Consider the following 15,465-nt stretch of genomic DNA (forward strand, 5'->3'; position numbering starts at 1 on the left):
CTCCTAGCGGGCCGAGGAAGGGTCGAGGTTGGCCGCCCGCAGGCGCAGGGCATTGCCAATGACGCTCACCGAGGAGAGCGCCATGGCGGCCGCGGCGATGACCGGCGAGAGCAGGATGCCGAGGAACGGGTAGAGGATGCCCGCCGCCACGGGCACGCCCGCGGCGTTGTAGATGAAGGCGAAGAACAGGTTCTGGCGGATGTTGCCCATCACCGCCCGCGACAGCCGCCGTGCCCGCACGATGCCGAGGAGATCGCCCTTCAGCAGGGTCAACCCGGCGCTCTCGATGGCGACGTCCGTCCCGGTGCCCATGGCGATGCCGACATCCGCCGCCGCGAGCGCCGGGGCGTCGTTCACGCCGTCGCCGGCCATCGCGACCACCTGCCCGGCCGCCTTGTGGCGCTCGACCACCGCAGCCTTCTGGTCGGGCAACACCTCCGCCTCGACCTCTTCGATGCCGAGCCGGCGTGCCACCGCCTCGGCGGTGGTGCGGTTGTCACCGGTCAGCATCACCACCCGGATGCCCTCGGCCCGAAGCGCCGCCAGCGCCTCGGCCGTCGTGGCCTTGACCGGGTCGGCGATGGCGATGACGCCGGCCACCCGGCCATCGACGCCGGCGAAGATCGCCGTCGCGCCGTCACGCCGGAGTTCGTCGGCTTCGGTCGCATGGGTCGATACGTCGACCCCTTGCTCCTGCAGGAAGGCGGCGTTGCCCAGCGCCACGCGGCGGCCCTCAACGGTGCCGAGCGCGCCCTTCCCGGTCGGGCTGTCGAAATCCGCGACGGGGCCGGTCGCGATCCCGCGCTTCCCGGCGGCCGCCACGATGGCCAGGGCGAGCGGGTGCTCGCTCGCCCGCTCGACGCTCGCCGCGAGGCGCAGGAGCGTGTCCTCGTCGAACCCGGCCGCCGCCACGACCCGCGTCACGGCCGGCTTGCCTTCGGTCAGGGTGCCGGTCTTGTCGACCACAAGAGTCGTGACCCGCTCCATCCGCTCCAGTGCCTCCGCATTCTTGACGAGCACCCCGGCCCCGGCGCCGCGACCGACGCCGACCATGATCGACATCGGCGTCGCGAGACCGAGCGCGCACGGGCAGGCGATGATCAGCACCGCCACCGCGGCGAGGAGCGCGAAGGTGAAGCGCGGCTCCGGCCCGAACGCCATCCAGGCGGCGAAGGCCAGCGCCGCCACGCCAATGACCGCCGGCACGAACCAGCCCGCGACTTGATCGGCGAGGCGCTGGATCGGGGCCCGCGAACGCTGCGCCTCGGCCACCATCTGGACGATGCGCGCCAGCATGGTGTCGCGCCCGACCCTGGTCGCCTCGACCACGAGCGAGCCGGACTGGTTGAGGCTGCCGCCGATCACCGCGCCGCCGACCTCCTTGGTGACGGGCATCGATTCCCCCGTCACGAGGCTCTCGTCGACGGCGCTGCGGCCCTCCACCACCGCGCCGTCGACCGGGACCTTCTCGCCGGGGCGCACGCGCAGCCGGTCGCCGATGGCGATGGCATCGAGCTGCACCTCCTCGTCCTCGCCGTCGGGCCGGATGCGGCGGGCGGTTTTCGGCGCGAGGTCGAGGAGCGCCCGCAGCGCGCCGCCGGTGCTCTCGCGGGCGCGAAGCTCCAGGACCTGTCCGAGCAGCACGAGCACGGTGATCACCGCCGCCGCCTCGAAGTAGGCCGGCACCGCCCCGCCGTGCCCGCGTAGCGCTTCCGGGAACAGCCCCGGGGCAAGGGTCGCCACCACGCTGTAGAGGTAGGCCGTGCCCGTCCCGAGGGCGACCAGGGTGAACATGTTCAGGTTCCGAGACAGGACGGAGTGCCAGGCCCGAACGAAGAAGGGCCAGCCGGCCCAGAGCACCACCGGGGTGGCGAGCGCGAACTGGATCCAATTCGAGGTCTGCTGCCCGAGCCGTTCGGTCAGGCCGAAGAGGTGCCCGCCCATCTCCAGCACGAACACCGGCAGGGTCAGGACCAGCCCGACCCGGAACCGGCGGGTCATATCGACGAGCTCCTCGCTGGGGCCGTCGTCGGCGCCGACCATCGCCGGCTCAAGCCCCATGCCGCAGATCGGGCATGCCCCGGGGCCGACCTGCCTGATCTCCGGGTGCATCGGACAGGTGTAGATCGAGCCTTCCGGCACCGGGTCGGACTTGGCTGCGGACTGGCCGGGGTCGAGGTAGCGGACCGGCTCGGCCACGAACTTCGTCCGGCAGCCGTTCGAGCAGAAGTAGTAGGGATGCCCGTCGTGCTCGGCCCGGTGCTCGGTCGCGTGCGGGTCGACCATCATCCCGCAGACCGGGTCCTTCACGCGGGACGCACCCGCGTCATCCGCGGCCATGCCGGCATGGTCGTGCGCATGGGAAGCGACGGAGTGGTCATGCCCGTGTCCTTCGGAGCAGGCGCGGGCCGCCGGGGCGAGATGCGTTTTCGACGAATTGCTCATGACCGGTCCCTCCGCGCGACTTCGATCTCCGCGGCCCGCGAGAGCGGACGCGATTTGGGCCGCGGACAAGTGGTTCTCTCAGGCTTACTGCTTGCCTTCCTTACGGGCGTTCTTGTCGAGCCAGGCAGTGAGCTCCTTGATGCTCTTCTCCTGTTCCTGGATGCTCTTCTCGGCGATCTTCTTAGCCTCGGGATTGTCGCCGTTCCTCAGGCCGACCTGGGCCATGGCGATGGCGCCCATGTGATGCGGGATCATCGCGCAGATCCAGGCGATGTCGGGGTCGCCGGCCATCATGCCTTCCATCATCGGGCCGTTCATCTGCATCATGGCGTGCTGCAGGCCCTTCTGGGTGTCGGTCGCCTGACCGGACATGCCCTGCATCGCCATCGACATGTGGCCCTGCATGTCCTTCATCGAGGACTCCTTGCCGGCCGACGCCGCCTTGCAGGTTGCGGGCAGCTCGAACGACGGGGCCTGCATGGAGCCGTGGTCGTTGGAGCCATGGTCGTTATCCGCGGCGAGGGCCGCGCCGATGCCGGTCAGCGCCAGGGTCATCGCGAGTGTCAGGGTACGAACGTTCATGATCATCTCCTCCAATTGATCAATCGGGACGGCCGGCTCGGCCGCCCCGTCAGGGTTCAAGCGGTCATTTTCCGGCAGGTCTCGGCACACCGGCGGCACTGCGCGACGCAGTCCTGCATGTCGCCGACCGCCTCACAGCTCCGCGCGCAGGCCTCGCAGACCTCGGCGCAGGCTCGACAGGTGTGCGTGTGCTCGGGCAGGCCGATCAGCATGAAGTGCGCCGAGGTTCGGCATATTTCCGCGCAGGCCATCATCAGGCGAAAATGCTCCGGCTCGACGTGCTTGCCGCCGGCGGGGAGACAGTGGTTGGAGGCCATGCCAAGGCAGCTTTGATAGCAGCGCAGGCACTCGTCGATGCAAGATTGCATCTCGCCAGACATTTTGTGCATCCTTGTTCTCCTTAAGTTGATGGGTGCTGCCATAAGTTCAGCAAATACATAGACGTAATTTGCGTTTTTGCTGAATTGCGATCAGATCCATAACCATATTCGTCGGATTACGTTCAATTTATTGTCTATAATATTTCTGTATGTCTAGGCGCGGGTCTGCAATGAGGGCACGCGGCGGCGAGGCTCGTCGAGGCGTCGCCGACCTTGTGCTGAGCGTGGGCGAGCATCCCGCTGAGACAGCGGCAGAGGGACCCTACGTCAGCGGCGCCGGATCAACGCGAGATGAGAGATGGGCCTCGCCACGGGATAGTCGGTGCACGCCACGACTGCGGTCGCACCTCGGGCGTCGCGCGCCTCGGGCGCGCCTCATCTCACGCGAGGGTTCGTGGGGGCTTGCGCAGCGCCTCGGGAGCGATACCCGCGCGTCCGGCGACATTATCCGGGATTAACATGGCCGCCCGAAACATGGGCATGGCGGGTGATGCGGGTCCGGCAAAAACACCGAATGTGCCGCCCACCGTCGTCCCACAGCAGCGTCGCTTGCAGGGGCCGGGGCAGCAGCATCGGTCGGCATCGACCGCCCGAACGGATGCCGTCGACTTGCCGGTGGTCACGCGTAGGCGAGGCGCGGTCAACAGCGTCACCGCCAACTCGGCGATGCCCGACGCCTTGTCGAGACCCGGGTTCGCCGCGGGAAGGGACGCCGTGGCGGCATCCGAGACCATGCGACCGCGGTGGCCGCAGTGGACGTGCCCCTCGTGAGCCTGGACGGCGGACGGCGCGACATGGGCGATGATCGCGAGGATCATCGCCGCCATCAGACGCACGATATGCCGGTCGAAACCCATGCCGGTCGCCAACCTCGGCCCAAACGTAGGGACGGCGTCGTCCCTGGGACGTGAATGCGCGCATTCGGGTTTGGTTGCGGCTCGTCCCCCCGACTCACGCCGTCGGGCTCAGCGGCTCGGCGGGGAAGCCTGCGGCGACTATGGTCTCGGCAATGCGGTCCGCAGGGCCGGTCGCGCCGGACACGGTCACGAGCTTGGCCCCGAGGTCCACCTCGACCAGGGCGCCCGGCTCGATGCCGGCGATGGCCCGGGTCACGGACTTGGCGCAGCCTCCGCAACCCATCCTGTCGACCTTGTAGCGGTACATGACGCTCTCCCTGTGGTGGCGTCCCGCACAGATGGGGCTTCCCATGGTGGGAAGGTCAAGGGTCGCGGAATGCCTCCCGCCAGGTGGGAATGGCGTCGATTCGGGCGGGCGCCCAGGTCGGGGCCGACGTGTTAGGACACCGTGCGGATGATCGCGGCGAACTTGCCGACGGTCATTTGCGTGCGGTCGCCCTCGGTCACGTCCCGGAGAGGATGAGGGTATCCGATCAAGCTTCCGGGCTTGCGCCGCGTTCGAGGGCGGCGAACCGTTCGGCCTTCACCTCGGCGACGTGGCAGCCGCGTTGGATCGTCCGCCTGGCGTGACTGAACACCCATGGGCGTCTCCGGCTGCGTATCGCAGGCAGCGCGCAGGGCACCCAGCGGTATGTCGCTGGCGGCGGCCGGTGCCATCGTGTGCGGGCGTTCAAGGGTCAGCATCGGCATGCTCCTCGGGTTGTTTCCCGGGACTGGTCTCAGCGCTTCACAAAGCCAATGTCGGCGGCCACCGCGCTCAGCCGCTCCGGCGCGCGCTCCTTCCGCTCGCTGTAGCGGTCCACCAGGTAGTCGGCCCGCTCTCGGGTCAGGAGCGTGAACTTCACCAGCTCCTCGCACACGTCCACGACCCGCTCGTAGAGCGGCCCCGGCTTCATCCGGCCCGCGTCGTCAAACTCCTTGTAGGCCATCGGCACGGACGATTGATTCGGGATGGTGATCATCCGCATCCAGCGGCCGAGCACGCGCAAGGCGTTCACGGCGTTGAAGCTCTGCGAGCCGCCGGAGACCTGCATCACGGCAAGGGTGCGCCCCTGGGTCGGCCGCACGCTGCCCTCGCTCAAGGGCAGCCAGTCGATCTGACTTTTCATCACGCCGGTCAGGGTACCGTGCCGCTCCGGTGAGACCCACACCTGGCCCTCGGACCAGATCGAGAGATTGCGCAGCTCCTGCACCTTTAAGTGGTCGGCGGTCGCATCGTCCGGCAGGGGCAGGCCGTCCGCGTGGAAGATCCGCACCTCGCCGCCCATGGCTTCGAGGAGCCGGGCGGCCTCGTACGCGAGGCAGCGGCTGAACGAGCGCTCCCGCAGCGAGCCGTAGAGGATCAGGAAGCGGGGCGCATGGGTGAACGGCGCCGCCGCGTCTAGGCTGTCGCGGGTCGGCACCTCGAAATGCGCTTGGCTGAGGTTCGGCAGGCCATCTTTGAAGGGCTGGCTGAGCTTGTCCAAGGGACGTCTTTCTTGTACGTTCAAAATATCGTTTGAAGATTGTAACGAAAATGGATGAACCGCAAGCCCTCGCCGCCTTTGCGGCCCTGGCGCAGGAACACCGCCTGCGTCTGGTGCGGTCGCTCGTGACCGCCGGACCAGGCGGCCTCGCCTCCGGCGTTCTGGCCGAGGCGGTCGGCGTCTCTGCCGCGACCGTATCCCACCATCTCAAGGAGCTGAGCCATGCGGGCTTGGTCGCCTCGCGGCGCGAGGGCCGTTCGATCATCTACAGTGCTGCCTATCCGGCCCTGTCCGACCTGATCCAGTTCCTGATGCGCGACTGCTGTCAGGGCCACCCGGAGGTCTGCACCCCGGCCGTCGCCGCCCTCGCCGCCTGCAACTGCCCACCCGGAGACACCCTCTATGCCTGATCGCGTCTACAACGTCCTGTTTCTCTGCACCGGCAACTCGGCCCGCTCGATCCTGGCGGAAGCGATGCTGAACCAGGATGGGCAAGGCCGCTTCCGGTCCTACTCCGCCGGTAGCCAGCCCAAGGGCGAGCCGCATCCGCTGGCGTTGCAGACGCTACGGGAGAGCGACTACCCCGTGCACGGGCTGCGCTCGAAGTCCTGGGACGAGTTCGCCGCGCCCGGTGCTCCGGTGATGGATTTCGTGTTCACGGTCTGTGACAACGCAGCCGGCGAACCCTGCCCCTTCTGGACTGGTCAGCCCGTGACCGCTCATTGGGGCATCGAGGACCCTGCCGCTGCGGAAGGCTCGGAGATCGAGCGCAAGCGCGCCTTCGTGACAGCGCAGCGCTACCTGAAGAACCGCATCGCGGCCTTTATCGCCCTGCCGCTCGGCAGCCTCGACCAGGCGGCCCTGTCGGCCAAAGTCAGAGAGATCGGCCAACAAGCCGGTGCCACCGCGCTCCGGCCGGAGGTCGCTTGATGGACGTCATCATCTACCACAACCCGGACTGCGGCACGTCCCGCAACACCCTGGCGATGATCCGCAACGCCGGAATCGAGCCTCATGTGATCGAGTATCTGAAGACGCCGCCCGCCCGGGCGCTGCTGGTGCAGCTCCTCGCCCGGGCCGGCCTGCCCGTCCGCGACGCACTGCGGGAGAAGGGCGCGCCGTTCGCCGAGCTGGGCCTTGGCGATCCGGCATTGACCGATGCGCAGCTGCTCGATGCCATCGAGGCGCATCCGATCCTTCTCAACCGCCCGCTGGTGGTCAGCCCCAAGGGCGTGCGGCTGTGCCGGCCGTCCGAAGCCGTGCTGGACCTCCTGCCGGGGCAGCAAGGCGAGTTCGTCAAAGAGGATGGCGAGCGGGTCGTGGACGAGCACGGCCGCCGCGTCGGCACTGCCTGAACCCCAACCCCGACCCATAAGAAGAAAACGCCCGGATGCTCGCGCTCGCCATCTTCCTCGTCACCCTCGTCTTCGTCATCTGGCAGCCAAGGGGCCTCGGGATCGGATGGAGCGCGCTGGCAGGCGCGGCGGTCGCGCTCGCCACGGGGGTGATCCATCCGGGCGATATTCCGGTGGTCTGGCATATCGTCTGGGACGCCACCTTCACCTTCGTGGCGCTCATCATCATCTCGCTGCTGCTCGATGAGGCCGGTTTCTTCCATTGGGCGGCGCTGCACGTCGCCCGCTGGGGCAGTGGGTCCGGCCGGCGGCTCTTTCCGCTTGTCGTGTTGCTCGGCGCGGCCATCGCTGCGGTGTTCGCCAACGACGGCGCGGCGCTGCTGCTGACGCCGATTGTGCTGGCGATCCTGCTCCGGCTCGACTTCAAGCCGGCGGCGGCGCTGGCATTCATCGTCGCCTGCGGGTTCGTGGCCGACAGCACCTCCCTGCCGCTGGTGATCTCCAACCTGGTCAACATCGTCTCCGCCAACTTCTTCGACGTGACCTTCGGCAGGTATGCGGCCGTCATGGTGCCGGTGAACCTGGTGTCCCTGGCGGCGACCCTGGTGGTGCTTTGGGCTTTCTTCCGGCGCGACGTGCCGGCGGCCTACCCGGCGGCCGCCTTGGAGCGCCCGGTCGGGGCCATCCGCGATCCGCTGGTGTTCCGGGCGGCGTTCCCGCTGCTTGGCGTGCTCCTGCTCGCCTACTTCGTCACCGCGCCGTTCGGCGTGCCGGTGGCGGCCGTCACCTGTGCCGGTGCGGCCGTTCTTCTACTGCTTGCCGACCGGGGCAGGGTCATCCCGATCCGCAAGGTGCTGACCGGCGCCCCCTGGCAGATCGTGCTGTTCAGCCTCGGCATGTACCTCGTGGTCTACGGCCTGCGGAACGCCGGCCTGACCGACGAGCTGGCCACGGGCTTGGTCTGGCTCGCCGGCCATGGCCCGTGGGTCGCCACGGTCGGCACCGGCTTCGCGGCGGCGATCCTGTCGTCCGTGATGAACAACATGCCATCTGTGCTGATCGGGGCGCTCTCGATCCAGCAGGCGCCGGACCTGTCCCCGCTGACGCGCGAGCTAATGGTCTATGCCAACGTGATCGGTTGCGACCTCGGCCCGAAGTTCACGCCAATCGGCAGCCTCGCCACGCTGCTCTGGCTGCACGTCCTTGACAGCAAGGGCCAGAAAATCACCTGGGGCCAGTATATGAAGGTCGGGCTTGTCATCACCCCGCCCGTGCTGCTGGTCACGCTCGTGGCGCTGGCGGCTTGGCTGCCGCTTCTCGGCACCCGGTAGGCAGCCCGTGTCCGAGGCCCGCCGCTGGCCGGTGATCTCCGCCCTCGGCGTCGTGCAGATCCTCACCTGGGGCTCGTCGTTCTACCTGCCGGCGGTGCTTGCCGGCCCGGTCGCCGAAAGCACCGGCTGGCCGCTCGCCTGGGTCGTCGGCGGACTGTCACTCGGCCTGCTGGTCGCCGCGTTCGCCTCGCCGCATATCGGGACGGCGATCCACCGCCACGGCGGCCGGCCCATCCTGGCGCTGGCCGCGCTGCTGCTGGCTGCCGGGCTGACCATGCTGGCGCTGGCTCCGATCCTGCCGGTCTACCTCGCCGGCTGGCTGCTGCTCGGCCTCGGCATGGGTTGCGGCCTGTACGATCCGGCATTCGCGACCCTCGGCCGGCTCTACGGCGCGGCGGCGCGGCCGGCGATCACCACCCTGACCCTGTGGGGCGGGTTCGCCAGCACCGTTTGCTGGCCACTTTCCGCCTTCCTGGTCGCGCATTTCGGATGGCGCGGTGCCTGCCTGGCCTATGCCGGCCTGCACCTCGCGGTGACGCTACCGCTTGTCCTCCTTCTGATCCCCAAGGCCCCGGCACCGCCGTCGGCGGGGCATCACCAGGACCGAACCGGCCCGCTGTCCGCGAAGGAACGGCGGGCGTTCCGGCTGTTCGCCGGCGTGCTGATAATCGGCGGCGCGATCATGTCGCTTGTTTCGGTGCACCTGCTGACGCTCCTGCAGGCGCGGGGCGTGGCGCTCGCTTCGGCCGTCTCCTACGGGGCGCTGATCGGCCCGGCTCAGGTCGGCGCCCGCGTCGCGGAAATGTCGTTCAAGGGCCGGCACCATCCCCTGTGGACCCCGACCGCAGCCCTTGGCCTCGTCGCCCTCGGCCTGGTGCTGCTCGCCGGCGGCCTGCCCGGCGTCGGGGTCTGGCTGGTCCTCTACGGCGGCGGCAACGGCATCTATTCGATTGCGCGGGGCACGGTGCCCTTGGCCCTGTTCGGCCCCGTTCGCTATCCGCTGGTCGTCGGCCGCTTGGCACGGCCGGGGCTGATCGCGCAGGCGCTAGCGCCGCCGGCCGGCGCTTTCGTGCTGACCTACGCCAGCCCGGATGCCCTTTGGTGGCTCCTGCTCATCCTCGGCCTCGCCAACCTCGGACTTGTCGGCGGGTTGTGGCGGACACGGTAATCGCTCCACCGCTTCGGCAGCTATGGGAACTCGGTCGCGCTTCAGCATCCTTGGCTTCGACTTCCCAGTCCCCGGGACAATCGCCCCCCACGCCGTCCGTCCGCTTCGGCCAGGGTGGGCGGACCGGCCGGCCGACCAAGCTCCGCGAGAAGCCGGGCATCGGCTCCTGGGGGGATGCCTCAACGTCGGTTCACCGCCCCGAACGAGTACGGTGACGGCGAGCGCCCGCGCGACGGCTGCGCTCAAGCCGGCGCGCCTCCACGATAACGGGCGAAGGCGCCGCGCCCCTCCGGCCCGAACAGGACCACCTCGTAGATGTCGGGCTCCCTGCCCTCGACCTCCATGCCGGGCGACCCTGCCGGCATGCCCGGAACGGCCAGTCCCGTCACCTTCGGCCGCTCCGCCAGCAGCCGCCTGATGGCGTCCGCCGGAACGTGTCCCTCGACCACGTAGCCGTCCACGAGAGCGGTGTGGCAGGAGGCGAGGTCCCTCGGCACGCCGAGACGCGCCTTGACCGGGTTCACGGGACCCTCGGTCACCGTCACCGTGAAGCCGGCCTGTCGCAGGTGGTCCACCCACTTCGCGCAGCAGCCGCAACTCGGGTCCTTCGTCACGGCGACGGTCGGCAGGCTCTCCCCCATCACGGGTCGTCCGAGCGACACTCCCGCCGCCAAGCCCGCGAGCACGGCACGCCGGGACGGCATCATGTCTGACTTCATCATTCGCTCCTGTTGATTCCTCATTCGGCCGCCAGAGGCATCCGTGCACCCTCCGCGGCGGCCTCCGGCAACCCGCGACCTTTCACCAACGCGTAGACGGCCGGAATCACGACGAGGGTCAGCACGGTCGAGGACACCATCCCGCCGATCATCGGCACGGCGATGCGCTGCATGACCTCGGAGCCCGAACCGGTGCTCCAGAGGATGGGCAGGAGACCCGCCATGATGGCGACCACCGTCATCATCTTGGGCCGCACCCGCTCGACGGCGCCGACCATGATGGCCTGCCGCAGGTCCTCGCGCGTGAGGGGGCGTCCCTCACGCCGGCACCCTGCCCGGACCTCGTCGAGGGCGTGGTCGAGGTAGACCAGCATGATCACGCCGGTCTCGGCTGCGACGCCGGCGAGCGCGATGAAGCCGACCGCCACCGCCACCGACATGTTGAAGCCCATCCACCACATCAGCCAGACGCCGCCGACGAGCGCGAACGGCAGCGAGAGCATGACGATGAGGGTCTCGGTCAGACGGCGGAAGTTCAGGTAGAGGAGCAGGAACACGACGAGCAGCGTCAGCGGCACAACGATCCTGAGGCGGGCTTCGGCGCGCTCCAGGTACTCGTACTGCCCGCTCCACTGCAGGGTCGTGCCCTGGGGCAACCTGACCTCCCTGTCGACCGCGGCCCGCGCGTCGGCCACGTAGCCGCCGAGGTCGCGCCCCGTGAGGTCGACGAAGATGTAGACCGCGAGCTGGCCGTTCTCGGTCCGGATCGAGGTCGGCCCCCGGGTGAGCTCGACCTTCGCGACCTCACCGAGCGGCACCGTCCCGCCGGCCGGCAGCGGCACCTGCACCTCGTCGGCGATGGCCCGCGGGTCGGAGCGGAAGGCGCGCGGGTAGCGCACGTTGACGGTGTAGCGCTCGCGGCCCTCGACCGTGTTGGTGACGCTCTGCCCGCCGAGAGCCGAGGCGACCACGTCCTGGACGTCGCCCACCATGAGCCCGTAGCGGCCGAGCGCCTCCCGGTCGGGCGTGATGTCGAGGAAGTACCCGCCGATGACCCGCTCCGCGTAGGCACTCGACGTGCCCGGCACGTCGCGCACCACCGCCTCGACCTGACGGGCGACCTTCTCCATGGCGCCGAGGTCGGTGCCGAGCACCTTGATGCCGACCGGGGTCCGGATGCCGGTCGAAAGCATGTCGATGCGGGCGCGGATCGGCTGCGTCCAAGCATTCGAGACGCCCGGGAACTGCAGCGCCCGGTCCATCTCCGCCTTGAGGCTCGCGAGCGTCACGCCCGGGCGCCACTCGGCCTTCGGCTTGAGGCTGATGATGGTCTCGGCCATCTCCATCGGCGCCGGGTCGGTCGCGGTGCTGGCGCGCCCGGCCTTGCCGTAGACCGAGGCGACCTCCGCGAAGGACTTGATGATCCGGTCCTGGGTCGCCAGCAACTCGCCCGCCTTCGTCACCGAGATGCCGGGCAGGGTCGTCGGCATGTACATCAGCGTCCCCTCGTCGAGTTCCGGCATGAACTCCGAGCCGAGCTGGCGCGCCGGCCAGACGGTGACCGCCAGGACGCCGAGGGCGAGCAGGATCGTGGGCAACCGCGCCCGCAGTACGCCCGCGATGACCGGGCGATAGAGCCAGATCAGGAGCCGGTTCACCGGGTTGCGATGCTCCGGGACGATCCGTCCGCGCACGAACAACACCATCAGCGCCGGCACCAGGGTCACCGACAGGAGCGCCGCCGCCGCCATGGCGAAGGTCTTGGTGAGCGCGAGCGGCCCGAACAGGCGCCCCTCCTCGCCCTCCAGGGTGAAGATGGGCAGGAAGCTCACGGTGATGATGAGGAGTGAGAAGAACAGCGAGGGGCCGACCTCGCCCGCCGCCTCGACCAAGATCTCGACCCGCGGCTTGTCCGGCGGCGCCCGCTCCAGGTGCTTGTGGGCGTTCTCGATCATCACGATGGCCGCGTCGATCATGGCGCCGACCGCGATGGCGATGCCGCCGAGCGACATGATGTTGGCGCCCAGCCCCAGCGCCTTCATCCCGGCGAACGCCATCAGGATGCCGACGGGCAGCATCAGGATGGCGACCAGCGCGCTTCGGACGTGTAGGAGGAACACGATGCATACGAGGGAGACGACGACGCTCTCCTCGACAAGCGTGTGCCGCAGCGTCTCGATGGCCGCGTCGATGAGTTGCGAGCGGTCGTAGACCGGCAGGATCTCGGTGCCGGCCGGCAGGCTTTTCGCCACCTCCGCGAGCTTCGCCTTCGCGTTCTCGATGACGGTCAGGGCGTTCGCGCCGAACCGCTGCAGGACGATGCCGCCGGCGACCTCGCCGTCACCATTCATCTCGGTGATGCCCCGCCGCTCGTCAGGCCCGAGTTCGACCCGGGCGACGTCCCGCACCCGCAGGGGAGCACCACCGGTGGTCTTCAGGACGATGTTGTCGATGTCGGCCACGCTCCGCAGGTAGCCGCGTCCGCGCACTATGAACTCGAACTCGGAGAGCTCGACCGTGCGGCCGCCGACGTCGGCGTTGCTCGCCCGGATCGCGTCCCGGAGCTTGTTGAGCGAGATCCCCTGCGCCCGTAGGCGGTTCGGGTCGACCACGACGTTGTACTGCTTGACGAAGCCGCCGACGCCCGCGACCTCGGCCACGCCCTCGGCCCGCGACGCCCCGAAACGGACCACCCAGTCCTGGAGGGAGCGCAATTCCGCGAGCGTGCGCTCCTTGGCCACGACCACGTACTGGTAGACCCAGCCGACGCCGGTGGCGTCCGGACCGAGGGTCGGGGTCACGCCCGCCGGCAAGCGGCTGGCGGCCGCGTTGAGGTACTCCAGCACTCGACTACGGCCCCAGTAGGGATCGGTGCCGTCCTCGAAGATCACGTAGACGAAGCTGACCCCGAAGAACGAGAAGCCGCGCACCACCTTCGCCTTCGGGACCGTCAGCATGGCGGTCGTGAGAGGATAGGTGACCTGATCCTCGACCACCTGCGGGGCCTGGCCCGGGTACTCGGTGTAGACGATGGCCTGCACGTCCGAGAGGTCGGGGATGGCGTCGAGCGGCAGCGTTCGCAGCGCCATGACGCCAGCGGCCACGGCGAACACGGTGCCGACCAGCACCAGGACGAGGTTGCGGGCCGACCAGCCGATGAGGCGCGCGATCATGGCTTGCCCTCAAGGTTCGAGGCCTGCCGGTCGCTCGCCTTCGGGGCGGACATGGACTGAAGCGCCGCCTTCAGGTTGCTCTCGGCGTCGATCAGGAAGTTCGCCGCCGTGACGACCCGGTCGCCGGCGTCGACGCCCTCGCGGACCTCGACGTAGCCCGTGCCGCGAACCCCGACCTTGACCTCGCGGGGCTCGAAGCGCCCCCCGCCCCTGTCGAGCAGCACCACCTGCCGTGCACCTGTGTCGATGACCGCGTCGTCGGGCACCGCCACGACGGGCTTGCCCGCCCCCGTGGCGATCTCGACCTCGGCGTACATGTCCGGCAGGAGCGCGCCGTCCGGGTTCGGCAGCTCGATGCGCACCCGCGTGGCCCGGGTGTCCGGGTTTACCTGCGGATAGATCACCCCGACCTTGCCGGAGAAGGTCCGGCCCGGGGCCGAACGCAGGCGCACGGTCACGGCCTGTCCGGCGCGAACCCCGGCCAGGTCGCGCTCGGGCACGTCGGCCAGCACCCACATGACCGAGATGTCGCCGATCCGGAACAGGGTGTCGCCGGCCGCGGCCTTCATGCCCTCGACGGCCGAGCGCTGCAGCACCAAGCCGTCCCGGGCCGACGACCAAGTGATGGCCATCGGCACCTTCCGGGTGCGCTCCATGTCGTCGATGACGGCCTCGGAGACGTTGAGGTTCTGCAGGCGTCGCCGAGCTCCGTCGAAGCCGGGGTTGGCGATGAGCTGCGCGGCGGCGGAATTGATGTCGGGGGAGTAGACGTGGACCAGCGGCTGGCCTTTGCGGACGCGGTCGCCGGTGGTGACGTCCTCGACATGGTCGACGTACGCGTCCGACCGGGTCGCGATGACCGTCACGCGCCGCTCGTCGAGGGCGACGGTACCGGGCACGCGCACCGGCTGCGCCACCACCCGCCGCTCCACGGTTTCGGTTCGGACGCCGGTCCGCTGGACCTTGCCGGGGGAGACCGTCACGACGTTGCCGCCCTCGTCCTCGCCCGCGTAGACGGGGATGTAGTCCATCCCCATCGAATCCTTTTTCGGGGTCGCCGAGGTGTCCGGCAGGCCCATCGGGTTGCGGTAGTAGAGCACCTTGCGCGTGCCCCGGTCGGGCTTTCCGGCCGCCGCCGTTCCAGGCGCCGCCATGCCGTGCCCGGTCACGTCGTGGCCGGCCATGTCGGGGGATGTCGTCTCGCTCCCTTGTGCCTGGTCGAAGCGCACGTCCTCGCTGGCCCGAACCGCCCGGAAGTCGTGCCCCTCCGCAGTCGTTCTCGGCGACGCGGAGTAGACCGGCTTCCCATCCGGATCCTGGTAGTAGACCACCGGACCCGTGACCTTCGGCGGCGCCGGTGCCTGCGGACCCGGCATGCCGGTCGGCAGCCAGTGGGCGAACTCGGTCCGTGCGCGCTCGACGAGGACCGGAACGGGGCTGCCATCGCGCCCCGCCCAGTACCCGGTGCCCCCCGCCGCCAACGCGGCGAGGATCCCGGCGAGCCATGCCGAGCGGCTCACTTGACCGCCTGGAAGACGAGCCTGTCCTCGACGGTGCCGGTTTCGCCCTGGACCTTCGCCCCCAGCGAGAGCCGCCAGCCCCCGGCCATCGTGAGCTTCGCCTTGAAGCGGTAGATGCCAGGCTCCGTCGACGGGACCTGCTCGATCGTCGAGGTCATCTCGTCCATGCTGTCGGGCGCCATGTCGATGCGCTTGGCGAAGATCACCGCGTCCGGAACGGGCTTGCCGGTGCGCTTGTCCATGAGGCGCACCGAGAGGATGGTCTCGCCGACCTTCGCCTCCGTCCGGGTCGGCTCGAAGGCGTAGTCCTTGATGCCGGCGAGCGCCGGCAGGGCCGGGACCGACAGCGCGGCGCCGAGCAGCGCGGCACCGAGGGCGCGCGCGAAGGGGTACGTGGTCACGGATTTCG

General features: G+C 69.4%; 16 protein-coding genes. 5 read left to right on the forward strand and 11 right to left on the reverse strand.

Annotated elements, in window-relative coordinates; translation table 11 throughout:
- Positions 1-3 precede the first annotated feature (3 nt).
- The 7 genes from J4O73_RS00255 to arsH all read right to left on the reverse strand — a co-directional run bounded on the left by J4O73_RS00255 (position 4) and on the right by arsH (position 5,790).
- Positions 4-2,445, reverse strand: a complete 2,442-nt coding sequence (locus J4O73_RS00255) for a heavy metal translocating P-type ATPase (protein ID WP_050735120.1) — start codon at positions 2,443-2,445, stop codon at positions 4-6.
- Between the two features lie 84 nt (positions 2,446-2,529).
- Entirely contained in the window at positions 2,530-3,087 is a 558-nt protein-coding gene (locus tag J4O73_RS00260; RefSeq protein WP_426213974.1) for a DUF305 domain-containing protein, read from the reverse strand.
- Positions 3,084-3,416: a four-helix bundle copper-binding protein gene (locus tag J4O73_RS00265; protein WP_050735119.1), complete on the reverse strand. Its 333-nt coding sequence runs from the start codon at positions 3,414-3,416 to the stop codon at positions 3,084-3,086. The genes J4O73_RS00260 and J4O73_RS00265 overlap by 4 nt, the downstream gene beginning before the upstream one ends.
- Before the next feature lie 371 nt (positions 3,417-3,787).
- Positions 3,788-4,264, reverse strand: coding sequence for a hypothetical protein (locus tag J4O73_RS00270; protein ID WP_050735118.1), 477 nt, complete (start codon positions 4,262-4,264; stop codon positions 3,788-3,790).
- Positions 4,265-4,358: 94 nt separating this feature from the next.
- Complete coding sequence (locus J4O73_RS00275; RefSeq protein ID WP_050735117.1) at positions 4,359-4,571, reverse strand: heavy-metal-associated domain-containing protein; 213 nt, start codon at positions 4,569-4,571, stop codon at positions 4,359-4,361.
- A gap of 131 nt (positions 4,572-4,702) precedes the next feature.
- Positions 4,703-5,008 (reverse strand): hypothetical protein, encoded by a 306-nt coding sequence (locus J4O73_RS00280; RefSeq protein ID WP_124262909.1) that lies wholly within the window; start codon positions 5,006-5,008, stop codon positions 4,703-4,705.
- Between the two features lie 35 nt (positions 5,009-5,043).
- On the reverse strand, positions 5,044-5,790 hold the full coding sequence (gene arsH, locus J4O73_RS00285) for an arsenical resistance protein ArsH (protein ID WP_050735116.1): 747 nt from the start codon (positions 5,788-5,790) through the stop codon (positions 5,044-5,046).
- 50 nt (positions 5,791-5,840) lie between these two features.
- On the opposite strand from arsH, the gene J4O73_RS00290 reads away from it, so the two are divergent.
- The 5 genes from J4O73_RS00290 to J4O73_RS00310 are packed head-to-tail and all read left to right on the forward strand — an operon-like array spanning position 5,841 to position 9,644.
- Positions 5,841-6,200: an ArsR/SmtB family transcription factor gene (locus J4O73_RS00290; protein WP_050735115.1), complete on the forward strand. Its 360-nt coding sequence runs from the start codon at positions 5,841-5,843 to the stop codon at positions 6,198-6,200.
- The gene (locus tag J4O73_RS00295; RefSeq protein WP_050735114.1) at positions 6,193-6,720 is read left to right on the forward strand and encodes an arsenate reductase ArsC; all 528 of its coding nucleotides are present in this window, start codon (positions 6,193-6,195) and stop codon (positions 6,718-6,720) included. The genes J4O73_RS00290 and J4O73_RS00295 overlap by 8 nt, the downstream gene beginning before the upstream one ends.
- Entirely contained in the window at positions 6,720-7,145 is a 426-nt protein-coding gene (gene arsC / locus J4O73_RS00300; protein ID WP_050735113.1) for an arsenate reductase (glutaredoxin), read from the forward strand. Before J4O73_RS00295 ends, arsC begins: the two co-directional genes overlap by 1 nt.
- A 35-nt stretch (positions 7,146-7,180) precedes the next feature.
- Positions 7,181-8,476 carry an arsenic transporter gene (locus J4O73_RS00305; protein ID WP_050735112.1) on the forward strand — a complete coding sequence of 432 codons (1,296 nt, stop codon included), beginning with the start codon at positions 7,181-7,183 and terminating at the stop codon, positions 8,474-8,476.
- Positions 8,477-8,483: 7 nt separating this feature from the next.
- Entirely contained in the window at positions 8,484-9,644 is a 1,161-nt protein-coding gene (locus J4O73_RS00310; RefSeq protein ID WP_050735111.1) for an MFS transporter, read from the forward strand.
- 242 nt (positions 9,645-9,886) lie between these two features.
- Here the strand turns inward: J4O73_RS00310 and J4O73_RS00315 are convergent, their stop codons facing one another.
- From J4O73_RS00315 to J4O73_RS00330, 4 genes are read right to left on the reverse strand one after another with little or no spacing between them, the layout of a single operon-like run.
- Positions 9,887-10,363: a DUF411 domain-containing protein gene (locus J4O73_RS00315; RefSeq protein WP_050735156.1), complete on the reverse strand. Its 477-nt coding sequence runs from the start codon at positions 10,361-10,363 to the stop codon at positions 9,887-9,889.
- Between the two features lie 20 nt (positions 10,364-10,383).
- Positions 10,384-13,536 (reverse strand): efflux RND transporter permease subunit, encoded by a 3,153-nt coding sequence (locus J4O73_RS00320; protein ID WP_050735110.1) that lies wholly within the window; start codon positions 13,534-13,536, stop codon positions 10,384-10,386.
- A complete protein-coding gene (locus J4O73_RS00325) occupies positions 13,533-15,056 on the reverse strand; it encodes an efflux RND transporter periplasmic adaptor subunit (protein ID WP_050735109.1) in 1,524 nt (507 codons plus the stop codon). The genes J4O73_RS00320 and J4O73_RS00325 overlap by 4 nt, the downstream gene beginning before the upstream one ends.
- On the reverse strand, positions 15,053-15,457 hold the full coding sequence (locus tag J4O73_RS00330; RefSeq protein ID WP_050735155.1) for a FixH family protein: 405 nt from the start codon (positions 15,455-15,457) through the stop codon (positions 15,053-15,055). The genes J4O73_RS00325 and J4O73_RS00330 overlap by 4 nt, the downstream gene beginning before the upstream one ends.
- Between the last annotated feature and the right edge of the window lie 8 nt (positions 15,458-15,465).

Origin of the sequence: Methylobacterium sp. NFXW15 (assembly GCF_049887755.1) — a bacterium.
Lineage (GTDB): Bacteria > Pseudomonadota > Alphaproteobacteria > Rhizobiales > Beijerinckiaceae > Methylobacterium.